Annotated in this window: 21 protein-coding genes and 1 pseudogene; 10 read left to right on the plus strand and 12 right to left on the minus strand. The window is 60.8% G+C overall.

The features are described 5' to 3' along the window. Positions 1 to 4 precede the first annotated feature (4 nt). Complete coding sequence (locus EFR00_RS04185) at positions 5 to 1513, plus strand: winged helix-turn-helix domain-containing tetratricopeptide repeat protein (RefSeq protein WP_077993648.1); 1509 nt, start codon at positions 5 to 7, stop codon at positions 1511 to 1513. A 143-nt stretch (positions 1514 to 1656) separates the two neighbouring features. Here the strand turns inward: EFR00_RS04185 and EFR00_RS04190 are convergent, their stop codons facing one another. From EFR00_RS04190 to EFR00_RS04215, 6 genes and pseudogenes are all read right to left on the minus strand, one after another. Next, entirely contained in the window at positions 1657 to 2337 is a 681-nt protein-coding gene (locus EFR00_RS04190) for a peroxiredoxin-like family protein (RefSeq protein ID WP_077993646.1), read from the minus strand. Between the two features lie 74 nt (positions 2338 to 2411). Further along, positions 2412 to 5657 carry an adenylate/guanylate cyclase domain-containing protein gene (locus EFR00_RS04195; RefSeq protein WP_077993644.1) on the minus strand — a complete coding sequence of 1082 codons (3246 nt, stop codon included), beginning with the start codon at positions 5655 to 5657 and terminating at the stop codon, positions 2412 to 2414. A 178-nt stretch (positions 5658 to 5835) separates the two neighbouring features. Then, positions 5836 to 6639: an ABC transporter ATP-binding protein gene (locus tag EFR00_RS04200; RefSeq protein ID WP_077993642.1), complete on the minus strand. Its 804-nt coding sequence runs from the start codon at positions 6637 to 6639 to the stop codon at positions 5836 to 5838. A gap of 12 nt (positions 6640 to 6651) precedes the next feature. Next, positions 6652 to 7345: pseudogene (locus EFR00_RS04205) on the minus strand (ABC transporter permease). Next, positions 7345 to 8070 carry an ABC transporter permease gene (locus EFR00_RS04210; protein WP_077993641.1) on the minus strand — a complete coding sequence of 242 codons (726 nt, stop codon included), beginning with the start codon at positions 8068 to 8070 and terminating at the stop codon, positions 7345 to 7347. Before EFR00_RS04210 ends, EFR00_RS04205 begins: the two are co-directional and overlap by 1 nt. 33 nt (positions 8071 to 8103) lie before the next feature. Then, complete coding sequence (locus EFR00_RS04215) at positions 8104 to 8829, minus strand: GntR family transcriptional regulator (RefSeq protein WP_039619746.1); 726 nt, start codon at positions 8827 to 8829, stop codon at positions 8104 to 8106. A gap of 151 nt (positions 8830 to 8980) precedes the next feature. On the opposite strand from EFR00_RS04215, the gene speB reads away from it, so the two are divergent. From speB to EFR00_RS04240, 5 genes are all read left to right on the plus strand, one after another. Beyond that, complete coding sequence (speB, locus tag EFR00_RS04220) at positions 8981 to 10027, plus strand: agmatinase (protein WP_077993639.1); 1047 nt, start codon at positions 8981 to 8983, stop codon at positions 10025 to 10027. 74 nt (positions 10028 to 10101) lie between these two features. After that, a complete protein-coding gene (locus EFR00_RS04225) occupies positions 10102 to 10944 on the plus strand; it encodes a transporter substrate-binding domain-containing protein (RefSeq protein ID WP_077994075.1) in 843 nt (280 codons plus the stop codon). A 120-nt stretch (positions 10945 to 11064) separates the two neighbouring features. Further along, positions 11065 to 12447, plus strand: a complete 1383-nt coding sequence (locus tag EFR00_RS04230; protein ID WP_077993637.1) for an aspartate aminotransferase family protein — start codon at positions 11065 to 11067, stop codon at positions 12445 to 12447. Positions 12448 to 12464: 17 nt separating this feature from the next. After that, a complete protein-coding gene (gene ggt, locus EFR00_RS04235) occupies positions 12465 to 14057 on the plus strand; it encodes a gamma-glutamyltransferase (protein WP_077994073.1) in 1593 nt (530 codons plus the stop codon). A gap of 15 nt (positions 14058 to 14072) precedes the next feature. Further along, positions 14073 to 15506 (plus strand): NAD-dependent succinate-semialdehyde dehydrogenase, encoded by a 1434-nt coding sequence (locus EFR00_RS04240; RefSeq protein WP_077993633.1) that lies wholly within the window; start codon positions 14073 to 14075, stop codon positions 15504 to 15506. Between the two features lie 5 nt (positions 15507 to 15511). Here the strand turns inward: EFR00_RS04240 and EFR00_RS04245 are convergent, their stop codons facing one another. Then, positions 15512 to 17767, minus strand: coding sequence for a bifunctional diguanylate cyclase/phosphodiesterase (locus tag EFR00_RS04245; protein WP_077993632.1), 2256 nt, complete (start codon positions 17765 to 17767; stop codon positions 15512 to 15514). Positions 17768 to 18053: 286 nt separating this feature from the next. Beyond that, the gene (locus tag EFR00_RS04250) at positions 18054 to 18560 is read right to left on the minus strand and encodes an Lrp/AsnC family transcriptional regulator (RefSeq protein WP_009996500.1); all 507 of its coding nucleotides are present in this window, start codon (positions 18558 to 18560) and stop codon (positions 18054 to 18056) included. A 162-nt stretch (positions 18561 to 18722) separates the two neighbouring features. Here EFR00_RS04250 and EFR00_RS04255 point away from each other — a divergent pair, with 162 nt between their 5' ends. From EFR00_RS04255 to EFR00_RS04265, 3 genes are read left to right on the plus strand one after another with little or no spacing between them, the layout of a single operon-like run. Further along, on the plus strand, positions 18723 to 19949 hold the full coding sequence (locus EFR00_RS04255; RefSeq protein WP_077993630.1) for a diaminopropionate ammonia-lyase: 1227 nt from the start codon (positions 18723 to 18725) through the stop codon (positions 19947 to 19949). Further along, positions 19949 to 21190: a Zn-dependent hydrolase gene (locus tag EFR00_RS04260; protein WP_009996502.1), complete on the plus strand. Its 1242-nt coding sequence runs from the start codon at positions 19949 to 19951 to the stop codon at positions 21188 to 21190. The genes EFR00_RS04255 and EFR00_RS04260 overlap by 1 nt, the downstream gene beginning before the upstream one ends. Before the next feature lies 1 nt (position 21191). Next, on the plus strand, positions 21192 to 22349 hold the full coding sequence (locus tag EFR00_RS04265) for a M20 aminoacylase family protein (protein WP_077993629.1): 1158 nt from the start codon (positions 21192 to 21194) through the stop codon (positions 22347 to 22349). Positions 22350 to 22424: 75 nt separating this feature from the next. Here the strand turns inward: EFR00_RS04265 and EFR00_RS04270 are convergent, their stop codons facing one another. Together EFR00_RS04270 and EFR00_RS04275 are read right to left on the minus strand one after the other, a co-directional pair. Beyond that, positions 22425 to 22805, minus strand: a complete 381-nt coding sequence (locus EFR00_RS04270; RefSeq protein ID WP_077994070.1) for a hypothetical protein — start codon at positions 22803 to 22805, stop codon at positions 22425 to 22427. A gap of 62 nt (positions 22806 to 22867) precedes the next feature. Beyond that, complete coding sequence (locus tag EFR00_RS04275) at positions 22868 to 23539, minus strand: hypothetical protein (RefSeq protein ID WP_077993628.1); 672 nt, start codon at positions 23537 to 23539, stop codon at positions 22868 to 22870. 258 nt (positions 23540 to 23797) lie between these two features. Between EFR00_RS04275 and EFR00_RS04280 the strand changes: the two genes are divergently transcribed. Continuing rightward, positions 23798 to 24424 (plus strand): TerC family protein, encoded by a 627-nt coding sequence (locus tag EFR00_RS04280; protein ID WP_009996016.1) that lies wholly within the window; start codon positions 23798 to 23800, stop codon positions 24422 to 24424. A gap of 1 nt (position 24425) precedes the next feature. Here the strand turns inward: EFR00_RS04280 and EFR00_RS04285 are convergent, their stop codons facing one another. Both EFR00_RS04285 and EFR00_RS04290 read right to left on the minus strand, forming a co-directional pair. Further along, positions 24426 to 25241 (minus strand): MBL fold metallo-hydrolase, encoded by an 816-nt coding sequence (locus tag EFR00_RS04285; RefSeq protein ID WP_077993627.1) that lies wholly within the window; start codon positions 25239 to 25241, stop codon positions 24426 to 24428. A 4-nt stretch (positions 25242 to 25245) separates the two neighbouring features. Continuing rightward, positions 25246 to 26028, minus strand: a complete 783-nt coding sequence (locus tag EFR00_RS04290; protein ID WP_039619766.1) for a TatD family hydrolase — start codon at positions 26026 to 26028, stop codon at positions 25246 to 25248. Positions 26029 to 26031: the final 3 nt, after the last annotated feature.

Raw genomic sequence — 26031 nt, forward strand, 5'->3', positions numbered from 1 at the left:
CTCTATGCAGGGATTGCGCTTTGCCTTTGGTCCGTTCGTGCTTGATCCGGAGGCGGGAACGCTCCTTCGGAATGATGAACCCGTTGCCATTGGTCATCGCGGGTTGAAGCTGCTTGCGGCGCTCGTCGGGCGATCCGGCGAAATCCTTGCCAAGGCCGAACTGATGGACGCGGCTTGGCCGGGCATGGCGGTCGAGGAGGGCAACCTCACCGTCCAGATCGCGCAGCTGCGCAAGCTGCTCGGCCCCGCTGCCGACGGCGGCGAATGGATTGCAACGGTTCCGCGCGTCGGCTACCGCTTCACGGGTGCCATGCAGCGGCTGAGCGGCGTGAAGCGAAAGACCTTGCCGCTGCCTGCCAAACCATCGATCGCCGTGCTGCCCTTCCTGAACATCGGCAACGATCCCGAACAGGAATTTTTCGTGGACGGGCTGACCGAGGACCTGATTACCGACCTTTCGAGAATGCCGGGTCTGTTCGTCATCGCCCGCAACTCGGCCTTCGCCTATAAGGTCAGGGCGGTTGACGTACGGGAGATCGCCGAGGAGCTCGGCGTACGCTACCTGCTGGAGGGCAGCGCGAGGCGCGCCGCGGGGCGCGTGCGCGTCAACGCCAAGCTGGTCGACACCCTCAGCGGCACTCATTTGTGGGCGGAACGCTTCGATCGCAGCATGGACGATATTTTCGTCGTTCAGGACGAGGTCACCGCCAGAATCGTCGAGGCGTTGCTCGGCCGACTGCGCACCCCGCCGCCGCGCCATCGGCCCAGAAGTCTTGAGGCCTACGATCTCTGCGTGCGGGCGCGCAAGCTGATGGATGATTCCCCGCAGGCGGCTGAGGAGGCGCATCTGATGCTGACCCGCGCAGTCGCTCTCGACCCCGACTATGCCGAGGCCTATCGCTGGTTGGCCATGAACCACTGGATGGGGTGGGTTCATAGTGGCGGGCCGACGGAAGCGACCCGCAGCATCGCCTTAAACTTAGCGCGCAAGGCCGTTGCGATCGACCCCAACGATGCCGGCTGCCGCTGGGTGCTGGCCTACCTTCTTGCCTATGAACGCGATTTTGCCGCGGCGGATGCGGAGTTCGCCAAGGCGATCGAACTTGACCCGAACGAGGCCGATACCTTTGCGGCATTATCCGACGTTACCGTTCTAGCAGGGCGGGTCGAGGAGGGGCTTGAGCAGATTCGCAAGGCGTTCCGGCTGAACCCGTTTCCGGCAAGCTGGTATTATCTGACGCTCGGCCAGGCACAATATGCGGCCGGGCAATATGCGGCCGCCGTCGAGACGTTGCGCCGCGACGAGACGTATCGCACAAGCTCGCGCCGTTTCCTGGCGGCAAGCCTTGCTCAGCTCGGCCGGCTCGACGAGGCGCAGGCGGAGACCGAACTCTTCCTTGTTGCCAACCCCGGCTTTTCCATCCGCCATTGGGCGGCGACCGAACCGTTTCGCGACGCTCGCGTGCTTGACCATTTCGTAGAAGGCTACCGCAAGGCCGGTCTTCCGGATTGATCCGCCGCAGCACTCACGGCCGGCGAGCGTGCCATGGATGGCGCGGCGACGTCCGGATATCGACAAGAGGCCGCCCGGACACGCCTTCGCCGACCGCGGGCGCCGGCTTCCAATTTCGGATCAGGCGATTTAAGGCGGCCGCTTCAGACCGCCATATTGGCCGCCGCCGACATCACTTCCCGAGGGGCGGGAACGCCGAACATATGACGGCCGGCCTCCTCGACTTCGGTAAAGCACCAGCGCACGACGCCATCGCGATCGAGCAGGAATTCGCCGACAAGCTGGCCTTCGCCGGGGACGAGCATCCGTTTGTCATCCTCTGTCATTTCGTAGCCGTCGGCCCTGTCGAGAATTTCCATCGCCGCCATCGGGTTCATCGGTTCGGGAAGCTCGCCCGGCATGTCGACGCGCATCGACATCACCGTGTCCTTGCTGACCTTGTGCGGCCACTCGTTTTCGGTCTCGGTGAAATGAACGCGCGGCAGGCCGAAGGCGCGATGCGATACCCGTTCGGGATCGGAGGCCGCCAGCAGGTTGGGAAGCGGGTGGTAGCGGAAGTAAAGGCGGGCTCGCTCGATTGGGGTATTGACGACGGTCAGGCTGTCGATGCCCTTCTCCTGCAATGCAGCGGTCAGTTCGGCCATGGCGGCGATCTGCCTGCGGCAGAAGGGGCAATGCAGTCCCCGGAACAGGCCGACGAGCAGCGGCTTCTGGCCGCGAAAGTCGTCGATGGCGATCTTGCCCTGGCGGGTGATCGCATCCAGCACCACGTTTGGCGCGCGATCTCCAGGCTGCAATGGTCTATCGGCGCGGTTCTCTTGCATTGTTCATTCCTCCCATTATATGTTTGAATCTCTTGATGGATTCGATATTGCAAGGTTATTGCGACGCGAACCATTCAGTCGAGAAACGGCAAGACGACGAGCGTACCTGGGTCGAGGTTGTGGCGGATGCACACATTCTGTGCCAGCGTGAAGTACCGTTCCGCTTCGTCCATATCGTCATGTTCGAGGCTCAACGTCGCCAAGCCATCATAACACGGAAAGAGCAGTTGCGGCTCGTCTATTTCCTGAGCAACCTCAAGAGCTTCTTCGTAATACTTACGAGCTAGCTTCGGCTGCCCATGGCATTGGTGGATCTGGCCGAGGACAATCAGCGGCACGGATAGATGATCGCGCTGATCGAGCGCCCGGTCGATTTCGACTGCCTTTTCCGCCGCCGGCACGCCTTCGGCGGCGCAGCGATCGGTGAAGGTGCAGCAGGACACTGCGAGATTGGCGAGAAGGCGCGCCTGAAAGCCGAGATCGCCGATGCGGGTTGCGACCTCCAGGCCACGGCGGCAGATCGTGATGGCGTTGGCCGGATCGACGATCGTGTAGAGAACGCCGAGATTGGAATAGGCGCGGCAGGCGGCACTTTGCAGATCGGCTTTTTCGGCGACCGAGAGGCTGCGCTCCACTTCCTGCACGGCATCGCGCCGGCGTCCGAGCCGCGCGAGCGCGGCACCCTTGGTGTTCAACGCTTCCGCCATCGCCCGGGCTGCCTCGCGACCGGCTTCGGTCGTGCCGTCGATCGGCAGCGTCTGCAGGCATTGCAGCGCCTGTGTCGCCCACTCGGCGGCGGCGGCCTGATCACCCATGCGGAAGGCGAGATGGCCGCGCTCCTGCAGTAGGTGGGCATGTTCGACCGGGGCATCGATCGTCGCAATCATCGCTTCCGCGGCGGCGCAATGCGTCTCCGCCTGGTCGCGGCGCCCCGCATCGAGATGCAGGCGGCCGATCTTTCGCAATATCCTTCCTGCGGCGATCCGGTCGTCGTTGGCGCGGTGGATCGCAAGTGCCTGCTGATAATAGGTCAAGGCATCGTCGCGGCGGCCGGCAGGGCCGCAGAGATCGGCAAGGCGCTCCAGCAGCTCCAATTGCTCCGGCGTCACCTCCGGCTCGTCAGCGAAGGCCGCGAGGGCTTGACGATAGAGGCGCATCGCATCGTCATTGGCATAGGTCTTGCGCGCCTGATCACCCGCCGCCATTAGGTAGGCTGCGCCTTTGGCTTTATCAGTCGTGAGGCTGAAGTGATGGCCGAGTTGCGCCAGATGCTCGGGACGCTCGGGCGCCAGGCCATATTGGCGCTCCAGAACCCGGCCGATCCTGCCATGGAGCTCCATGCGCCGTTGCAGCAGCAGATTCTGGTAGATGACGTCGTGCATCAGCGTTTGGCTGAAGCGATAGCCGGGCGACCCGCCGGCATCGGGGCCGCGCAATTCCTCGATGATATTGGCATCGCAGAGATAGTCCAGCGCGGCATCGATGGCGGCCGGCTCGGTGGCGACGGCGCGGAGCAGGGCGGTATCAAATTTCGGGCCGACCACCGCCGCCTCCTGCGCCAACCGTCTCATCTCCTGCGGCAGACGATCGACGCGGGCAAGCAACAAGGCTTGCAGGTTCACCGGGATGGCGACATCCGTGTCGTCGGCCGCAACATGCCAGCGCTCACCGTCATGATGCAACGTGCCCATGTCGATCAGTCCACGCAGGATTTCTTCGATGAAGAGCGGATTGCCCCCGGCGCGGTCGAGGATGCGTTTGCGCATTGCGACCGGTAGCTTGCCATGCGCCTCGCCAAAAAAGGCGGCAAGCAGCCTCTGCCCGTCGGCCGCGGCGAGTGGGCCAAGACGCTGCACGGTGACGTTGACGCGATTGGAGTTCAGTGGGTCGGTCTGCGATGTCGGCCGGTAGATCACAAGCAGCATCAGCCGGCTGCGCTCCAGCCGATCCATCATGAAACGAAGCACTTCCAACGAAGCCGCGTCTGCCCAATGTAGATCCTCGATGACCAGCAGAAGAGGGCCTTGCGCCAGCCGCCGCTCGAAGACGGTGCGGATCGCGTAGAAGATCTGCCGCCGCAACTGCTCCGGCTCGATGTGGCGCAACGCGCCATCGGGATCACCGAGGCCGAGCACATGCAGAAAAAGCGGCAGGAGCCCGTCGACATCGTCCTGCGTCAGATCGAGTGCGCGAAACCCCGTCGTCAACAGCTGTCGTGTCCTGTCGCGATCGTCGCGCTCGCCGATCCCGTAAGCGCTTCGCACGACCGCGGCGAGGGTGCCGTAGGATTGTTCGCCAAGGGGAGAGCAGGTGGCTTTGCGGATGGCAAGGCCAGGAAAGCGGGTCGCATTCGCGGCGATCCCGACGAATTCGGTGGCAAGACGCGACTTACCGATACCCGCTTCGCCGATCAGGCGGACGAGCTGCGCGGCACCGTCGCAGGCGAGATCGAGGCAGGCGAGCAGCCGCGACAATTCCGCATCCCGTCCGATCATCGGCGCCTGAAGGCCGAAACTTTCGAGCCCGCGCGCTGTATGCGGCGCGTCCAGCAGCCCGGTCAGCCGATGGACGTGGACGTTTCCGCTTTTGCCGCGCAAGGTCTGCGCGCCGAGGCTGTCGAAGGCAAAGGCATGCCGGGTGAGGCGGTAAGTCAGTGGACCGACAAGAATATCGTTTTCGCCGGCCATGGATTGCAGCCGTTGGGCGGTGTTCACCGTATCGCCGGTCACGGAATAGGATTTGGCGCCGACCGCGCCGAAGCCGCCGGTAACGACAGGGCCGCTATTGATGCCGATATGCAGGCGCAGCGGCACACCGGCGCGCGACTGCCAGCGTGTGCCGACCGCGGCGGCTCGGTCGATCATATCAAGCGCGGCGCCAAGCGCCCGCACCGGATCGTCCTCGTGGGCAACCGGCGCGCCGAACAGCGCCAGAAGGGCGTCGCCGACGAACTTGTCGACGAAGCCGCCATAGGCTTCCACCGCCCGGGTCATCTCTTCGAACAATTCGTTCTGCAGCGCCCGCATGGTTTCGGGGTCGATCTGCTCGCTCAGCGTGGTGAAGCCGCAGAGATCGGCAAACAGCACCGTCACCGGCCGTCGGTCGGCATCGCCGTCGGATTTCGCCGGCACGAGCTCAATAGTCGGCTTCGGCGCAGGCGGGGCTCTACCTGAGATCGATGCACCGCATTTGGGGCAGAAAGCAAAATCGGGCTGACACGCATAGCCGCAGGCGGCGCAGGAGAGGGGCTGCCTTGCGCCGCATCGCGGACAGAAAGCAAAACCGCTCTGAATATCGAAACCGCAGCCAGCGCAATCCATCGCAGGCGTCTCACGAACCCGGTATGCGACGGCTATATCAGCCGCAACCAACGGGCCTCAACAGAAGAGCAGCATGAACCTGTTGCCCTGTGCCCGCAAGCATCAAATCAGGGCACAGAACGACGATCGCCGTTGAACGCCGGGCTCTCTTGCTATCGGCGTCGGAGGTCAAACGAGGTCACCTCGTCCCTGCCAGAAACTGGCGGAAGCGATCCGATTTCGGATGCGTGAAAAGCTCGGTGGGCTCCCCTGCTTCTTCGACGACGCCCCGGTGAAGAAAAACCACATTGCTCGACACGTCTCGCGCGAAGGCCATTTCGTGGGTTACGACAAGCATGGTCCGACCTTCCTCAGCGAGAGAGCGCATCACTTTCAGCACTTCGCCGACGAGTTCGGGATCAAGCGCCGAGGTCGGCTCGTCAAACAGCATGACCCTCGGCCGCTGTGCGAGAGCGCGGGCGATCGCAGCGCGTTGCTGCTGCCCGCCAGACAAATGCGCCGGATAAAAATTTCGTTTTTCGGCGATGCCGACCCGTTCGAGCAGAGCTTCGGCCTCAGCGATACATTCCGCCCGGTTGCGCTTCTGCACGTGCACCGGCGCTTCGATTACGTTCTCCAGGATCGTCATATGCGACCAAAGGTTGAAATTTTGAAACACCATGCCGATGTGTTCGCGCATCCGGTCGACTTGCCTGCGGTCAGCCGGCACCGTTCTATGCCCCGATTTCTTCAGAGCATACATCTCGCCACCGATGCGAATTTCCCCGCTGTCGGGGATTTCGAGCATGTTGAGGCATCTCAGCATCGTCGATTTGCCGGAGCCGGATGAGCCGAGGATGGAAATCACGTCCCCCTCATGTGCTTCAAGCGAAATTCCCTTAAGGACTTCCAGCGGGCCGAAGCATTTGCGAAGATCCTTGACCGAAACGGCAGCGCTTTTGTCCTTATTGTCGCTGACCAAACCTGTTCCCCTGTCAGACATGCACACTCCCGTTTAAGATTGCAGCCGCATGCGCATATGAGGCGAAAGCCAGAAATCGACCACCATGAGCATTCGTGTGACGACGAAAATGATCGCAAGGTAGATCGCACCTGCGACGATGAATATCTCGAAAGCGCGAAAGCTGTCGGCGATCAATTTTCCAGCCGGTGACTTCCATGATCGTGATCACAGACGCGAGTGCCGTTGCTTTGATCATCAGGATGATTTCGTTGCCATAGGCGGGCAGGGCATGCCTGATGGCAATCGGCAGGATGATCCGTCTGAACAAGAGAACGCCCGACATGCCGCATGCGCGCGCCGCCTCGATCTCCTGGACGGAAACGGCCTGCAGGCCGCCACGGAAAATCTCACTGCAGTAAGCGGCGGTGTTCAAAGTGAGCGCCAGCACCGCGCACCAGTATGGTTCGCGAAAGAAGCCCCACAGGCCGAGGTCCTGCAGTTCATGCCGAAATTGGCCTAGGCCATAATAGATCAGAAACATCTGGACCAGCAGGGGCGAACCTCTGAATACGAAGACATAAGCACTGGTCATGTTTCGACCCACTGCACCGCCCGTGACGGCCAGGAGCGAGATCGCAAGCGCCAAGATGCTTCCTGCCAAGATGGACGTAACGGCAAGCTCAAGCGTTAGCGGCAAACCGCTTAGAAGCGTGAGAAACGTATCCCACAGAAAGCCGGTATCCATTACAACGCTCCCCGTATGCCCTGGGTCGTTCGAGCTTCCATTCGTCTGAACAGGATTGAAGAGAACCAGGTGATGACGAGATAGAGAACGACGGCCATCAGATAGAACTCGAAGGGGCGGCGGGTCGATCCGGCAGCGATTTGCGATTGGCGCAGGAGCTCTACGAGACCGGTGACGGAGACCAATGCCGATTCCTTCAGCACCAGTTGCCAGGTATTTCCGAGACCCGGAATAGCGTAGCGCAGGACGAGGGGGGCGACGATGCGCCTGAATTTGGGCCATCGCCGCATGCCGACGGCGCTGGCAGCTTCGATTTCGCCGCGTGCAACCGACCTGTAGGCGCCGCGAAATACCTCAGCCTGATAGGCCGCCGAAACCACGCCAAGCGCCAGGGTTCCGGTGAGAAATGCCGGCATTCCGATGAACCCTTGATAGCCGAACAGGCCGCCCAAGGATCCCAGGAATGCGCTGCCGCCGAAATAGAAAAGATAGATGACCAGAAGGTCCGGGACGCCGCGCAGAACGGTGGTGTAACAGTCCGCAAGCCAGCGAATGGCCATGTGGCGGGACAGCTGCATGAAGGTGATCATCGTACCGATCACCGTTCCGGCCAGAAAGCCGCAGACGGATACGCCGATTGTCATGGCCGCTGCAGTGAGGAGGAGCCAACCCCAACCCGTCTGCCCGAAGCCGACGATAGCAAGGTAACTGTCGATGGGTGCCATGCGGGGACCTCTTTGAGAAGGATCGGGTTTGCGTCAGTCGGCTGCTCGCCGATGCGCCCAGATGCGCTGGAGCTTCGACATGTTTTTGAGCGAGCTTTGCACATGCGCTCGCGCGGCCGCGGCCGCCGCCTCCCGGTCGCGTGCGCAGATGGCGTCCGCGATCGCCCGGTGCTCGTCGAGGTCCGTATGCTCCAGATCGACCCAGAGAACTTCGAGCCAAAGGGCCAGGCGAAGCTGCTGATAAACTTGATCCGTCACCCTGACGAGGGCCTCGTTTCGGGTCGATTCCACGATGACGCGATGGATGTATAGTCCAAGATCGAGGTTGCGGGCCGCGTCAGACGGCGTCTTGTTGGTCGTATCCTTGAGTTCGACCATCTGGGCAATGACGCCCCTGAGCCTATCGAGGTCTTCCTCGCTCGCCACCTCGCAGGCGAGTTGCGCCGCACAAACGTCGAGCGCTTCGCGGACGACCAGCAGATTGCAGAACTTCGTGACGTCGAGATCGGTCACCGTGTAACCAAAATTCCGCTGACCGACGATAAGCCCTTCTTCTTCCAGCTTCATCAGCGCTTCACGCAGCGGTGTTCGGCTGACGCCGAAGCGCTTGGCGAGCGTCACTTCCGAAAGGCGCTCGGAGGGGCGAAGCTGGCCGGTGAGGATCAGGTCCTTCAATTGCGAATAGGTGCTCTCACGCAACGATCCCCGCTGTTCCGTTTTGGTCGATTCCAATCGATTCCCCTTCCGTCTCCGGTCCATTTCACCGCTCGGTGAGCGTCACCATAACTTTTTCCCTCTTGCTCGATCAAGAAGAATACGATTATGTATACAATGTTGGCTACAACAAGCAATCGTCTTTTCGCCGGCTTTCAAAGTCGCTGGCGATCTGGTCGCAACACGTGGAGGTCCGATGCCAGAGATTCTCAATCTGGACGAACTGCGGAAGCGCTTTTCGAACGCCTCAGGCGGTGAGATGTTCGATCCGGAGTTCCGCAAGGTGGCCGACATGGTCTTCGGCGAGGGCGATCGTCGCCAAGCGCCTTACTGCGGCGTCCCGACATTGCTGAAAGCGCCATATCGTCCAGATGCCGCACCCAGCTTTGCTGATATAGATATTGCGCTTTTCGGTATTCCGATGGATCTCGGGGTGACGAACCGATCTGGAGCGCGGTTCGGGCCCCGGGCTGTGCGCAACGTCGACCGGGTTGGCCCTTACGATCATGTCTTGCGGACCGTCCCGACCGCCCATGCACGTGTTGCCGATGTCGGCGATGTCCCGTTCAAAAGCCGCTTCGATCTAGCTGCATCCCATGACGATATCGAAGAATTTGTCGGCGGCTTGATAAAGGCGGGGGTCGTGCCCCTGGCAGTCGGCGGCGATCACTCTATCGGCCTTCCGATCCTCAGGGCGGTCGGCAGGGATCGTCCTGTGGGGATGATCCACATCGACGCCCATTGCGACACGGGGGGTTCGTTCGAGGGATGCAAATTCCACCATGGCGGACCGTTTCGCCAGGCGGTTCTGGACGGTGTGCTCGATCCCAGGCGGACGATCCAGATCGGAATTCGCGGCAATTCCGAATATCTGTGGGAATTCTCGTATGCGTCCGGCATGACCGTCATTCATGCGGAGGAGGTCGGCGATCTCGGCATAAGCGCCGTCATCGCCAAGGCGCGAGAGATCGCCGGGGCGGGGCCCACCTATGTCAGCTTCGACGTCGATTCTCTCGATCCCGCATTTGCACCAGGGACGGGAACGCCAGAGGTAGGCGGACTGACCTCGGCGCAGGCCCTGGGCATTCTGCGCGGTCTTATCGGCTTGAACATTGTTGGCGGCGACGTTGTCGAGATCGCTCCGCAGTACGACCCGACGTCGAATACGGCGCAAATTGCCGCTCAGGTTTTGTTCGAACTCCTCTGCCTCGCGGCCGAGGCAATCAAGGTTCGCGCGTCCTAGCTTACGGACGTCGCGGAGTCTGCAACCGCCTTGCCTGGGAAAAGGGCATGGCGCACCAAAAGGGGAATAAAAACATGCAAGTATCAAAGCTTTTTCTGACGTCCGCTCTGCTCGGCGTCATCTCGGCCGGCGCTGCCGTTGCGCAGACGAAACCAACCGAGATCACCATTGCGACCGAGGGCGCATACGAGCCCTGGAATTTTTCCGGTCCCGACGGCAAGCTCGCAGGGTTCGAGATCGATCTCGCCAACGACCTCTGCGCCCGCATGAAAGTGAAATGCACCATCGTGGCGCAGGACTGGGATGGGCTTATTCCATCGCTTACGGCCAAAAAGTTCGACGCCATCATGGCCTCGATGATCGTGACCGAAAAACGCCTTGCGGTCATCTCCTTCAGCAAGCCCTATGCCCCGACCGCCGCCACCTTCATGGTCGAGAAAACCGGCCCTCTCGCCGATCTGCCGGGGACGGGGACGACGGTCGACCTCGCCGCCGACAAGGCGAAGGTGGAGCAGGAATTACAGCCGCTTCGGGACGCCCTCAAAGGCAAGGCCGTGGGCGCGCAGGTATCGACGGCGAACGCCGCCTTTCTCGACAGCTATTTCAAGGGCGTTGTCGATCCGAGAGAATACAAGACCGTCGAGCAGCATGATCTCGACCTCCAGGCCGGCCGCATCGACGCCGTCGTTGCCCAGAAAACGTCACTGACTGCAACGCTCGGCAAGGACGACTTCAAAGACTACAAGATCGCCGGCCCGACCTTCAAAGGCGGGGTCTTCGGACAGGGGATCGCGGCGGGGATCCGTAAGGACGATACGGTGTTGAAGTCGATGTTCGACGCGGCGATCGAAGCGGCGGAAGCCGACGGCACGATCAACAAGCTTGCGCAGAAATGGATCAAGACATCCCTTGATTGATTAAGCGGCAAAGCTCCCTCGGCAGCAATTGGCAGCTGGTGCACCGACTAGGTCGCGCCGGCTGCCGGTGCAGCTTGCCAGGCGTCGCCTATGAATAAGATCCACATTTGGAGAACCTCTGTGACCATCCTTCTCAATTCCGTCGAATCCCGGGACGCTGCGTTTGTTCTTCATCCCTATACCAACGCTTCGCAGCATCTGAAGGACGGCCCGCTGGTGATCACCAGGGGCGAGGGGATCCATATCGTCGACAGCGAAGGCAACAAATACATCGAAGGTCTCGGCGGGCTGTTCTGCGCGTCGCTGGGCTTCAGCGAACAACGTCTGGTAGACGCGGCGACCCGCCAGATGAAGGAACTGCCTTTCTATCACAGCTTCGGCGGCAAAACGCATGAGACGGCGGTCGAGCTGGCCGAAAGGCTTATTCAGCTTTCACCAGTCGCCATGTCCAAAGTCTTCTTCGCAAATTCGGGTTCCGAGGCCAACGACACGGCCATGAAGCTTGTCTGGTATTATCACAATGCCATCGGCATACCGGAAAAGAAGAAGATCATCTCGCGCATGCGGGCTTACCACGGCGTGACCATCGCTTCGGCAAGCCTGACCGGACTGCCGAACAATCACCGCGATTTCGATCTGCCGATTGATCGGGTGCTGCATACGGATTGCCCGGAGTTTTATCGCTATGGCCGGCCGGGCGAAACGGAGGAAGAATTCGCCACGCGCTGTGCCCACTCGCTTGAACAGATGATCCTCGCAGAGGGACCGGAGACCATCGGCGCGTTCTTCGCCGAGCCCTTGATGGCATCCGGCGGCTGTATCGTTCCGCCGCCAACCTATTACGAGAAGATCCAGGCAATCCTCAAGAAATATGACGTACTGCTGATCGCCGACGAAGTTATCTGCGGCTTTGGCAGGCTCGGTACGATGTTCGGTTCGGAAAGCTTTGGGCTCCAGCCGGATATGATCGTCATGGCAAAGCAGCTTTCTGCCGCCTATCAGCCGATCTCGGCACTGATGATCAATGAAAAGATCCATTCCGCAGTCGTTGCTGAGAGCGAGAAAATCGGAACATTCGGCCATGGCTTCACCTATAGTGGCCATCCCGTCGCGACGGCCGTCGCATTGGAAACCCTGAAAATCTACGAGGAACGCGACATCCTTGGCCACGTCCGCACCATCGCCCCGGTATTCCAGCGGCGGTTGAACGAACTTGGCGACCATCCGCTCGTCGGAAACGCTCGCGGTCGTGGACTCATCGGCACCCTTGAACTGGTTCGCAACAAAGAAACGAAAGAGCCGTTCAAGCCGACGGACGGCATTGCCATTCACGCAGGCAAGCAGGCTCAGCTCCATGGCGTCATCACACGCGCCCTTGGCGACAACTACTCTCTTTGCCCGCCGCTCATCATCACCGAGGCAGAAATCCACGAATTGTTCGATCGCTCCACGCGCGCATTGGATGATACCTATACATGGGCGAGGGCAACCGGCCTCTATTGAGCGAAGGAAGCGACGATATGCGAAATTTCGAATTGCCGGGAAGATCGATGGCCGTCGGCCGCAATGGCATGGCCGCGACATCGCACCCGATGGCGACTTTGACTGCGATCGAGATCCTGAAAGCCGGCGGAAAGGCCATCGACGCCGCAGTCGGCGCCTGTGCCGTGCAATGTGTCGTGGAGGCCGGATCCACCGGCATAGGCGGCGATTGCTTTGCATTGCTGGCGTCGAATGGAAATGATGATGTCATTGCCTATAACGGCTCGGGGCGCACGCCGGCGGCGGCGCATTTTGACTGGTTTCAGGAAAACGGCATCAGTTCGATCGAGCGGTCATCGCCGCATGCGGTGACCGTTCCTGGGGCGGTGGACGCCTGGACCCGCCTCGTTGCCGATCACGGCAGGATGCCGCTGTCGGAAATTCTTGCGCCGGCAATTGCACTGGCTCGCGACGGCTATGCGATCACGCCACGGGTTGCCGCCGACATCTCTAACCAACGGGACCTGCTGCTGCGCGATCCATCGACCCGTCGCCTTTTCCTGATCGATGATCGGGCTCCGCCGGTCGGATCGGTTCAACATCAGCCGGAACTGGCGCAGACGCTGGAAACGATCGCAGCGTCGGGCCGTGACGGCTTCTATCGCGGTCCGGTGGCAGCCGACATGGTGGCCCGGCTGAATTCCCTTGGCGGCCTCCATACAGTTGAGGATTTTGCCGCAACTGCCGGCGAATATGTGAAGCCCGTCAGCGCGACATTTCGGGGATGGACGGTGCATGAATGTCCACCGAACGGGCAGGGCATCGTCGCTCTGATGATCCTGAAGATCTTGGAGCGTTTCGAACGCAAAGGCGATCCGCTTGGTGTGGACAATCTGCACATCGAAGTCGAGGCCACGCGGCTAGCTTATGCGGCTCGTGATCGATGGGTTGCCGACATGGCGGCCTCAGACGTTCCGGTCGACTTCCTGTTATCCGATGAACTCGCCGACAGCCTTGCCGCCAGGATCGATCTGAATACCATCGCCGATGCCGGGGCCGTTATCGACGGCGCAGAGCATGCGGACACTGTCTACATTACGGTTGTCGACAAGGACCGAAATGTCGCCAGCTTCATCAACTCGATCTTTCATTCTTACGGAAGCGGATTGATGGCGCCGAATTGCGGTGTGTTGTTCCACAATCGCGGGCAGAGCTTCAGTATGAGGCAGGGGCATCCGAACGCGATAGGGCCGCGCAAGAGGCCCATGCACACCATCATCCCGGGTCTGGTCACCCGCAATGGCAAGAGCGTCTTGTCGTTCGGTGTGATGGGTGGGCACTATCAGGCGATGGGCCACGCCCACTTCCTCTCCAAGCTGTTCGAGTTCAATCTGGACATACAAAGTGCGATTGATCTGCCTCGGCTCTTTCCGCTTCCCGGCACGGCATCGATCGAAACCGAGGCGCTTCTGAGAACCTCGATCGGGCGTGAGCTCGAAGCCCGCGGCTTTAAGGTCGTCGCCCCGAATTGGGCGATCGGCGGCGCCCAGGCGATCTGGATAGATGATCAAAACAACACACTGCTCGGCGCCTCCGATCATCGAAAAGATGGTTGCGCGCTCGGTTACTAACAGCAGGAGAGCTGAATGTCGGCGTATCCGAGTACCCAACTTTATATCAATGGCCGCTGGAGGCAGGGTTCAAACGACGATCTGCCTGTCGTCAATCCGGCCTCGGGCGAAGTCATCGGCCGTGTTTCCAATGCCGGCGCTCCTGATCTCGACGAAGCGCTTTCGGCAGCCGCCGCCGGGTTTGAGCAGTGGCGGCGCATAAGTGCGTTCGACCGGGCAAAGCTGATGCGTGAGTCGGCCGAGATCCTGCGCCAACGCTCTGCGGCGATCTCTCGAATAATGACATTGGAACAAGGAAAACCGCTCGCCGAGTCCAAGGCGGAGGCAGCCGCGGCTGCAGACATCATAGACTGGTTCGCCGAGGAAACCCGCCGTGCCTACGGCCGGCTGATCCCACCGCGAGCGAGCAATGTCAGGCAGATGGCGGTCAAGGAACCTGTCGGCCCGGTAGCGGCCTTCAGTCCCTGGAACTTTCCGCTGAACCAGGCTGTGCGCAAGGTCGCGGCCGCCCTTGCAGCCGGCTGCTCGATCATATTGAAGGGGCCGGAGGAGACGCCGGCGAGCTGCGCCGAACTGGTTCGCGCCTTTGCCGATGCGGGTCTGCCGGCGGGCGTCCTCAACCTCGTTTTCGGAATTCCGGCCGATATTTCAAATCACCTGATCCCGCACCCCGTTATCCGGAAAATTTCCTTCACCGGATCGACCGTCGTCGGAAAGCAGTTGGCCTCCCTGGCCGGCGCCCACATGAAGCGGGTGACTATGGAACTCGGAGGCCATGCGCCTGCGCTCGTTTTCGATGATGCCGATATCGATCTCGCCGTCAGGCTATTGGCCGCTGCCAAATTTCGAAATGCCGGACAAGTCTGCGTCGCGCCGACCCGGTTTCTCATTCAGCAACGCGTCTTCGATAAATTCCTCGATGGCCTGGTAAAGGCGGCCGAGGCGATCACAGTCGGCGATGGATTGAGCGACGGCGTCACCATGGGACCGCTTGCCAACGCGAGGAGGGTAGGGGCCATGGAGGCGCTGATAGCAGACGCGGAGATGCGTGGTGCGAAGATTGCGACCGGCGGCAAAAGGATCGGCAATCTCGGTAACTTCTTCCAGCCGACGGTTCTCACCGACGTTCCGCAGCATGCCCGCGTGCTGAGCGAAGAACCATTCGGCCCCTTGGCGATCGTAAGTGCATTTTCGGACTACGACTCTGCCATTGCGGAGGCCAACCGTCTGCCATACGGCCTGGCGGCCTTTGCCTACACAACTTCGGCAAGGACCAGCGCAGGCCTTGCTCGCGATATCGAAAGTGGGATGCTGTCGATCAATCATCATGGGTTGGCGCTGCCGGAGCTGCCGTTCGGAGGCATCAAGGATTCCGGCTACGGCTCGGAAGGCGGCGCTGAAGCAATGGAGAGTTACTTCAATACGAAACTCGTGACCGAGGCGGCTTGAGCAGGCTATCGGCTTGCCTTTGCCGTTCCCTTGCCCTTCATCCGGCAAAATTCGATCAACTGATCCGAGGTCATGGGTCGGGCCAGGGCGTAACCTTGCAGCAAATGGCAACCGAGATCTTTCAGGATCTTCGCATGCTCCATTGTCTCCACGCCCTCGGCAACGATGTCGATGTTTTGCGACCGGCCGATTTCGATGATGGAGGAGACCAGACGGCGTTGCGAGGGGGAGGCGATGATCGGCTTGATGATTTCTCGATCGATCTTAAGTCTGCGCGGCTCAAATCGAAGCAAGCTGACGATGCTGGCATGTTCCGTGCCGAAATCGTCGATCTCGATTTCAATGCCGAGCGCCTTGATCGTCGGAATGATCTCGCTGAGGGCAGGTTGAAGATCGTCGAAAGAGATCGTCTCGAGCAGCTCGAAACACAGACGGCCTCTCGCTATGGGAAGCTCCGACAGTTCGGTAAGCAGGCTCGGCTGCGCCAGGCGGCGCGCTGAAATATTGACGGAGACCCGCGGAATTTGCATTCCCAAGCCGTCCCATCTCGTCAGCTCGAACAGCGCCTTTTGCAGGATCAGCCGATCCATCTCGCCGGTGCGCCCCAGCTTTTCCGCGGCGTCAAGGAATTTGTCGGGTCCGAGCACACCCTTTCGCGGGTGGTTCCAGCGGGCGAGCGCCTCGACGCCTGCGATATCAAGCGTGACCGCGTTAAACTGCGGCTGGAAGAATGCGACGAGTTCGTCGCGATCGAGCGCCTGATTGAAGTCATCCGCCAATTCTTTTGAATGGATTGCGGCGCTGCGGAGCTCTTCGGTGAAAACGGCCGCGCGGCCGCGGCCGGCTTTCTTCGCCTCGTACAGAGCCAGATCGGCATTCAGAAGCAACTGACCGAGGTCCCGGTCGCGAGCCCGTTCCCAGGCGACACCGACGCTTGCGCCGACCACATAACCGGCTCCATCGATAAAGATGGTCTGCTGCAGTGCGTCGACAATCTGCCTGGCCAATTCGGTTGCTTTGGGCTCGGGATCGCTGCTCCAGCTGGCGAAGACGAACTCGTCTCCGCCGATGCGCGCCGCGACATCGTTGGGGCCGGTCATTTCGGCAAGCCGCGAAGCCGTTGTTTGCAGGACCATGTCGCCGCCGGCGTGCCCCTTCGTGTCGTTGATCTCTTTAAAGCGGTCGAGGTCGATATGGATGAGGATCAGGCGGTCTTGCGGATCGGGCCTCGGCGGCTGCGAGATCATCTGGTCGACAAACCGCCGATTGGGTAGCCCGGTGAGGGCGTCATGCAGTGACAGGTGCTCCAGCCTCTGTCGTGCTCGTACGAGCTTGCTCTTGTGAAGGCGCAATTTTTCGATGGTCTTCTGGCGCGATTTGGTCAGAAAGCCGACCCAGACGATCGGCGCGACGACACACAAGGCCAACAGACTGGCATAGAGCTCAAAAGTGCCCATGCCGTTATTCTGCCCCCATCCATGCCTGGGCAGTGCGGCGAGGGACCATCGGCCGTAAGTCATATCGACGGAGGCCACGACCGGTTTCTTCTCAAAGGTTTCCAGGCTGCCAAAAAAGACCTGTTTGGGCGAGTTCGGCTCCGGCGTCGTGCTGATGGCGATCTCCAGGTCGGTCGAACTAAGACCGCTATCCCGGTATAGCCTCGGAATATCGATGATGCCGGAAAGCAGACCCCAAAAGATCTGGCTGTTTCCATCGTCGATATAGACCGGGCACCTGACAACGAAAGCCGTTCCGCCTTGGACAAGCTCCACCGGGCCTGTCAGGACGATATTGTGTGTGTTGCGCGCCAGCATCGCGGCGGCCCGTTGCTTCTCATTTCTTCGGTAGTCGAGTCCGATGGCCCTTTCGTTTCCTTTTTCCGGATAGACCCACTGGACCACCATGTCGGGCGCAGCAGCGAAGCTTCGCAATTGTGAATCCGGCTGCAGAATCTGCGCGGCAAGTTTGGAAAATCTGTTCTGGCCCATCGCCGGATCGACCGCGATACCCGCCGCCAAACCTTGCAACAGCTTCACATTGCTATTGAGGTTGGTCTGAAGCCGAGATGACATCGTCGCAAGCTCGCCGGCAACAACCGAGCGCTCGTTGGCCAACGATCGCTCAAGCCGCCAGTTCGTTGCCACCCAGACGACGATGGCTGCGATAATGGCCGCAAATAGTGCCGGAGCAAATGCGCTCGCATGGCTCATCAGGGAACCAGCGAGGCCACGAATTGTCTTTGTGTTTCTTCGAAACTTCATCAAGTCGCCAGTATGAATGACAGGCTGGCATCCTTGCACAGTTTCTTTAAGGCAACGCTAAGCGGCCGATCCGGGTGCAGGAAGGACAATCCAGTGGGAATATGGTCAGTCCGGCGCGCGCGGGTTGCGGAGTCAGGAGGGCGAGGAGGAGGCGGGACCGTCGCACTTGGAAATAGAATGTACCCGGCTACATCAAAAGATCACATAAGATAGATTATGGAACATAAGCCTTCATCAACCAGGCCAAAGGCTTACGCCGCTCCGCCTTTGCGCTGCCCAGTCCGGCTCAGCTCCGATCGCGTTGCGGGTCCAGCGCGATATTCAGGCCTACCTTCACCCTGTCCATCGCTACAAAACTGCGGAACCGCTTGACGTTCTTGTTGGCGAAGAACAGACGCCGGGTCATGGCTTCGTAGTCTCCCATGGTTCGGACGACGACGAGAAGAATGAAATCCACCTCGCCCGTCACGTAGTAGCACTGCTGGACTTCAGGAGCCTCGGAGAAGGATTTCTTCGTCGCGTCGTGCGTGGCGCCGGACTCGCTGTGCATCTCGACTTCGACAAAGACCGTGATCTCGTGCCGCACATGGGAAGGCTCGATCACCGCGACGTTGGCGGCGATCGTACCCGTCTCCTCCATTCGCTTGATCCGGCGCTGCACGGCTGGCGCCGACAGACCGATGACGTCTGCGATCGAGCGCTGCGGTGTCTTGTTGTCCCGCTGGAGAATCTCGAGAATGGCGAGGTCGAAGCGGTCAAGCTCCACCATATCCGCGGAAATCTTGTCGATCATACGGTGATCCCTTTGAGAGGAGCATCTGGCGACAAGTGAGGAAACGCTCCATTTTGGCGGCTGCAATGAGCGAATGTTGCAGAATGGGTACCAAAATATAGCGCTAATTTCTATCGGGATGAAGTAATTATCAGGGCAACGCATTTTCGAAAGGATGTCCGGATGCTTCTCCTGAACGAACACGCCGACTACCGCAAACCTATCGATGCAGCCGACGACGAGATTTTGGGGATTGAAGCAGCAAAGATCGTCGAACGTTTCCTGCATCATCGCGATGGTCACAAGCCGACCCCTCTGCTCTCGCTCGCAAATCTTGCGCGTGAGATCGGGGTCGGTTCGATCCTGATCAAGGATGAGGGCCATCGCCTCGGTCTCGGCAGCTTCAAGGCGCTCGGCGGTTCCTATGCCGTGATCCGGCTCGTTCTGGAGGAGGCTTCGAAGCGCCTTGGCCGCGAAGTGGACGTGGCAGATTTGCAGACCGTCGATGTGAGAGCCATCGCATCGAAAATGACGGTCGCCTGCGCAACCGATGGCAACCACGGGCGCTCCGTCGCCATGGGTGCGCAGCTCGTCGGCGCCAAATGCTCGATCTTCGTTCATTCCGGCGTCAGCAAGGAGCGGATCGACGCAATCGCCCGCTATGGCGCAGATATGATCCGCGTCGACGGCAATTATGATGACTCCGTTCGCGAAGCGGCGCGCGTTGCCGAGGAGAAGAACTGGATCACGGTCTCCGACACGTCTTGGCCCGGCTACGAACGCATCCCGGGCTTCGTCATGCAGGGCTACACCGCGTTGCTGACCGAGGCGCTCCGCCAGATGCCGGAGCCGCCGACCCATGTTTTTGTGCAGGCCGGCGTGGGCGGCATCGCCGCTACGGTCGCGGGCCACTTCTCCGTCCTTTTTGGCAACAAACGCCCCTACTTCGTGGTCGTCGATCCCTCCCGCGCAGCCTGCATCGTCGGGACAGCGCGCGCCGGACATCCGGTGAAAGTCGATCACGGAGAGGCCACCGTGATGGCGATGCTGGAGTGTTATGAGCCGTCGCTGGTGGCATGGCGGATCCTGTCGCATGCTGCGGACGCATTCATGACGGTCGACGATCCCGACGCGATCGATGCGATGAAACTGCTTGCGAGCCCTGGTGGGTCCGACCCAGCGGTCGTTGCCGGCGAAAGCGGCGGCGTAGGTCTCGCGGCCCTTCTGAAAGTTGCCGCCGACACGGAACTGCGGACGAAGATCGGCCTTGATGCGCAATCCCGCGTCTTCCTCATCAACACCGAGGGCGCGACCGACCCCCTCCTCTACGAGAAGTTTGTCGGCGCAACGCCGGCGGACATAGCAGCGAAAAACTTCGGCCAAAGCGGAGTTAAGGAAAAGGTGGTGTGATGAGCGAGATTTCCATCAACTCCGAACGGCTGCTCGGCCGGATCCTTGAGCTCGGCGAAATCGGTCGTGACGACGACGGTCGGCTTACCCGTCTCGCGGCTTCGGATACGGAGAAGCTCGGACGTGACAAGTTCGTCTCGTGGATTGAGCAGGCCGGCTTGGGAGTTGCCGTCGACCGTATCGGCAACATATTCGGCATCTGGAGGCCCGCAGCCGTTTCCGACGAAGCACCGCTCATGCTCGGATCGCACATCGATACCGTGATCAACGCGGGCATTTATGACGGATGTTATGGCGTTCTGTCTGGCCTTGAAGTCATCGAGACGCTTGTCGCAGCGGGTTTCCAGCCGTCGCGTCCGATCGTGGTCGCCGCCTTCACCAATGAGGAAGGTGTGCGCTACGCCCCCGACATGATGGGATCGCTCGTCTATGCGGGCGGCCTCGATGTCGACGCCGCTCACGCAACTGTGGGAACAGATGGCACGAAACTTGGTGAGGAGCTGCGGCGCATCGGCTACGATGGAGAGCATCACCCAGACTTCATCCGGCCGCATGCCTACATCGAGCTGCATATCGAACAAGGTCCGGTTCTCGAGCGCGAAGGCATTCAGATCGGCGCCGTGGAAAACCTGCAGGGCATCTCCTGGCAGCGGGTGACCATCAGCGGCGACGCCAACCATGCGGGAACCACACCAATCTCGATGCGTCGCGACGCCGGACATGCCGCCGCGCTCGTCATCACCTTCCTGCGGGAACGCGCAAGGAACTCGAACACGCCGACAGTGGCAACGGTTGGCTGCATGAGCTTCGAGCCGAACGCGATCAACGTCATCCCTTCCCGCGCAACCTTTACGGTGGATCTACGCGATCCGGACGAGGATCGGCTGAAGCAAGAGGAGGCCGCTCTCGAAGCCTACCTTGCGCAACTGGCGAAGGAGGAGGACGTGTCCTTCGAGGTCGAACGCCTCGCCCGCTTTCAGCCGGTGGCGTTCGACGGGAAGATCATCGAACTGATCGAGAAAGCGGCGGCCGGGCGCGGACACACGGTCCGCCGCATGACGTCGGGGGCGGGCCATGATGCGCAGATGATCGCGCGGATCGCCCCCTCGGCGATGATCTTCGTGCCGAGCCTCGGCGGCATCAGCCATAATCCGAGGGAAAAGACCCAGGACGAAGATCTGGTCGCCGGAGCGAACATGCTTCTCGACGTTGTAAAGCAGATTACGGGCGGAGGAGTTTGAGATGGCGATCGATATCGATGCTCTGAGGAACGAAATGACGGCGTGGCGGCGCGACCTGCATGCCCACCCCGAGTTCGGATTCGAGGAGCAACGCACCTCGGCCTTCGTCGCCGCCAAGCTGCGCGAGTTCGGCCTCGACGATGTGGCGGAGGGTGTTGGAGGAACCGGTGTCGTCGGCACGCTCAAGCGCGGATCCGGCAACCGCTCGATTGCGCTGCGGGCCGACATGGACGCGCTTCGAATCCCGGAGCAGGGAAATCTTCTCTACAAATCGTCGAACCCTGGGGTCATGCACGCCTGCGGCCACGACGGGCACACCACCATGCTCCTCGGAGCCGCCAAGCTGCTCGCCGAGGAAGGTGGTTTCGACGGAACCGTCCGCTTCATTTTTCAGCCAGCGGAGGAATGGGGACGCGGCGCACTTGCCATGCTCGCGGACGGATTGATGGAGCGCTATCCGTTTGAGGAGATCTACGGCATTCACAACATGCCCGGCCTCCCCGTCGGCACATTCGAAACCCGGCCGGGGGCGATCATGTCGGCCGAAGACAATTTCGAGATCGTGCTTCGCGGCGTCGGCGGCCATGCTGCCCGCCCTCACAGGGGCAACGAGGTTCTCATCGCCGCCTGCGCCCTTGTGACCAACCTGCAGACGATCGTCTCCCGCCGCCTCAGTCCCACGGACACCTCCGTGGTTTCGGTCACTGAACTCATCACCGACGGAACTCGAAACGCTCTGCCCGGAGAGGCGAGGATCCTGGGCGACGCACGAAGCTTCCGTTCGGAAGTCAGCGCCGAAATCGAGAAGCAGATGCGCATCATCGCTGAGGGAACCGCTCTCGCCTATAATGTCTCGGCCGAGGTGACTTACACCAGGGAATTCGTTCCGCTCCTAAACGATCCCGATCTGGTCGAGGAGACTTTCGCCGCCGCTTACAGCATTTTCCCTGAGAAAAATGTTCGCATGGCACGGGAGCCGATGACGGGAAGCGAGGATTTCGCACACTTTCTGGAGCATGCGCCCGGTGTGTTCGTATTCCTTGGCAACGGTGACTCGCCACCGTTGCACAATCCTCGCTATGACTTCTGCGACGATGGCCTGATCCATGGGACGAATTTCCACACGGCGATCGTCCGCCGCCGGCTGCCCCTGCCCTGATTTCCGCAGGCGGCTGCTATCTCACAGCCTTTGAGAACGACTAAGTCTTCTCGATACCGAGGCGCGCTGGATCGTTCACCACCGTCTGGTTTGCGAGACATGACCGGCAAATCCGCCCAGCAATACGCCGAACGGCAAGCGCCTGATCGCCCTCGCCGCGACGAAGGCTGCGCCGGTGGCGAAGGCGAGTTTCAGCCACGGATAGTCACCGAGCTGGACATGGGCATTCGCATCGACGGATGTAGCCTTGGCTTTCAGCGCCGCTTCCGCATCGTCACGCAGAAGGCCGATGCGGGCGTGCAGCAGCCTCAATTCCCGCTGCAGGTGGTGCAGACTTTGGTCGGCCTTGTCACGCGCGGACTCGGCGGCCGCATCGGCAAAAGGCAGTTCGCCCTCTGCGACCAGCTCATCGGGATCGGGCGGAAGAAAGCCGTCGCGATTGATGGATGATTGCATCGACATGTCCTCGAATTAGTCAGCGAAGCAACGCCCGGCATTGCCGCCGGCCTCGCTGCACATCAATGATCGCGCCGGAAACTCTGGCTCTGCTGTGATCCGCCTTGCGTCTGCGACTGCCGATCCGCATCGTTTGACGATGCGGAGGCGCCGGTGAATCTGTAAGCACGAACCTTGGCGCTTCCATGCGTTGTGTCGCGCATTGCGACCGGGCGCGCCTCGTCGGAAGCCGGCGCTTCGAACGCGCTTTCCGATACGGCCAGATCGTCCGCGGCTTTGCCGCCGCGGGCTGCACCGGCGTAACCGGTATTGGATCCGCCTTGGCGTCCGCTTTCCGATAACCAGAGATCCGCCCGCTCGTCGATGTCGATGCTGCCCTCGTCGTCCAGGATATCGTGAACGGTTTCGTAGAGTGCGTCGTCGATATCGTTGACCTGGACGAGGAAGCCGCCTCGCCTCAGCCCTTCTGCGTACATAGCGCGATCCTCGTCAGGGAAGAAGAAGTCGGCAAGGGCATCGAAGAAGCCGCTGCGATCATCGCTCATGACGCCGGCATTTTTTTCATCCGCCTCATATCCCGGCATCAACCTTATTCTGGCGACGGGGACGCCTGCGTCTTCAAGACGGGAGACCGCTGATTCGGCGTCCGACCGGCTGTCGAAAAATGCGGTAAGGCTGCCGCCGCCCACGGGGCCTGAAAAACCCGGGTTGGTATCGTTGTGAATGTTGCTCACGGAACTCTCCTCTCGATGTCGCGTTCCAGCCGCCGACCCGACGCCTGGTTTCCTGACTCGGAGAACCGGCAGCCGAGATGAATGTTCCACGACGAAGACGATGGCTTTGGCGGCGGCGGCGCAGACGGTTCATAACGTCATCGCCAGCTGTTTCGGATGCACTGCCCGCTGAATTGCATCGCCTACGGCGTCCTTCAGCGGTTGACGTTAAACCGTCGAGACGCTAGCACGGCTCTGGACGCATTGGGGATATTTCATATGGACATGTTTACGGCAGCCGGTATGACGGCTTTGCTGCAGGTCATTGCTATCGACCTCGTTCTCGCCGGCGACAACGCCGTGGTTATCGGTCTTGCCGCTGCCGGCCTCGAGGCTACGCAGCGCCGCAAGGCGATCATCGTCGGCATCGTCGCCGCGACCCTTCTTCGTATTCTGTTTGCCAGCGTTGCAGTCTATCTGCTGGCGATCGTCGGCCTGCTGCTGGCCGGCGGACTCCTGCTCCTGTGGGTCTGCTGGAAGATGTGGCGCGAGCTTCGCGCCGGTCATCACGAGAGCCACGAGGCGGTGGGCGGCGAAGGCGCGCCGAAAAAGACCTTCTTCCAGGCGGCGACCCAGATCGTCATCGCCGACGTCTCGATGTCGCTCGACAACGTCCTCGCCGTTGCCGGTGCTGCGCGCGAACATCCGAGCGTGCTGGTCATCGGTCTTGCCCTGTCAATCGCGCTGATGGGTATCGCCGCAAACCTGATCGCCCGGTTGCTCAGCAGCCATCGCTGGATCGCCTATGTCGGTCTGCTAATCATCCTCTACGTCTCGCTCGACATGATCCACCGCGGTGGCGTCGAACTGTGGCCGTACGTGCAAGCGAGCGGGTTCAAGCTTTAGTCTAGAGCCTGATCTCGGTCTCGAAGCTCATCTGGTCATACGCCGGCACCACATGGTCCGGCGTCTCGGCCATCACCACGTCGTAGTCGAGCGGCGTGTGCATATGGGTGAGGATCGCCCGTTTCGGCTTCAGCCGGCCGATCCAATCGAGCGACTGTTCCAGCGACAGATGGCTCGGGTGATAGGTATATTGCAGCGCGTCGATGACCAGCACATCGAGATCCTGCAGCTTCTCGACGGTCTGCGGCGGGAAATCGCTGATATCGCTGCAATAAGCCACATCGCCGATGCGGAACCCGAGCGAATGGATATCGCCATGCTGCTGGATGTGCGGGTAAAAGTCGATCTTGCCGCCGGGACCGCGGATTTCGACGGGTTCGTCGATATTTTTGATGACAACAGGCAGCACGATCGGCGGGTAATTGCTGCCGGGCGGCGTTTCCAGGCAATAGCGGAAGGCTTCACGCAGCCTGTCCATCGTATACTGGTCGGCAAAGATCGGCACCCGGCGGCGCGTATTGTGGAAATAGCCGCGCAGATCATCGATGCCGTGAATATGGTCGGCATGCGGGTGGCTGTAAAGCACGGCATCGACATGGTCCGCCCCTGCCCTGATCATCTGCTCACGAAAATCCGGCCCGGTATCGACGACAACCGTCGTGACGCCGTCAGGGCCGAATTGCTGCACCATGAACGAGGCGCGCGTGCGCCGGTTTTTCGGATTGTCGGGGTTGCAGGCGCCCCAGTCGCCGGTAATGCGCGGCACGCCCGGTGACGACGAACAGCCGAGAATGGTGAAACGCCGCCGGTAGAGCACGCCGCTAGATCCTCGGCATTTTCGTAAACAGGCGCAAAGCGTTCTCGGTCGTGATCCGCGCGGTATCGGCGTAGGAAAGGCCGATCGTCTCGGCGAGCACTTCGGCCGTGTTGACGACATAGGACGGCTCGTTGCGCTTGCCGCGCCAGCGCTTCGGCGCCAGATACGGCGCGTCCGTTTCCACCAGCAGCCGCTCATGCGGGACCGTCTTGGCAATCTCGCGCAGCTCTTCCGATTTCGGGAACGTCAGGATGCCAGAGAAGGAGATATAGCCGCCGAGTTCGACACCGGTTCGCGCCAGTTCCGGACCCGCTGAAAAGCAGTGCAAGATAAAGGGGAAAGCCCCCTTCCCTGTTTCCTCGGTCAGGATGGAAGCCATATCTTCGTCAGCGCTGCGGCTGTGGATGACGAGCGGAAGCTGCGTTTCCCGAGCGGCGGCAATATGCCGGCGAAAGCCGGTCTGCTGGTCCTCGGGCTTCTGCGTGTCATAGAAATAGTCGAGGCCGGCCTCGCCGATCGCCACTACCTTTTCATGGGCGTTTGCCAAGCGCACCAGATCTTCCGTCTGGATGTCCAGCTCGTCGCCAGCATTGTTCGGATGCGTACCGACCGAGCAGAACACCGATGGATATTTCTCGGTGAGAGCGAGCAACCCGTCGAGCTTCCGCACGCGCGTCGAGATCGTCACCATCTGTTTGACACCAGCCTGATGCGCGCGCGTGACAATCTCGTCGCGCTCGGCCTCGAAGTCGGCGAAATCGAGATGGCAATGCGTATCGATCAGCACGGC

Source organism: Rhizobium sophoriradicis, assembly GCF_003939025.1.
Lineage (GTDB): Bacteria > Pseudomonadota > Alphaproteobacteria > Rhizobiales > Rhizobiaceae > Rhizobium > Rhizobium sophoriradicis.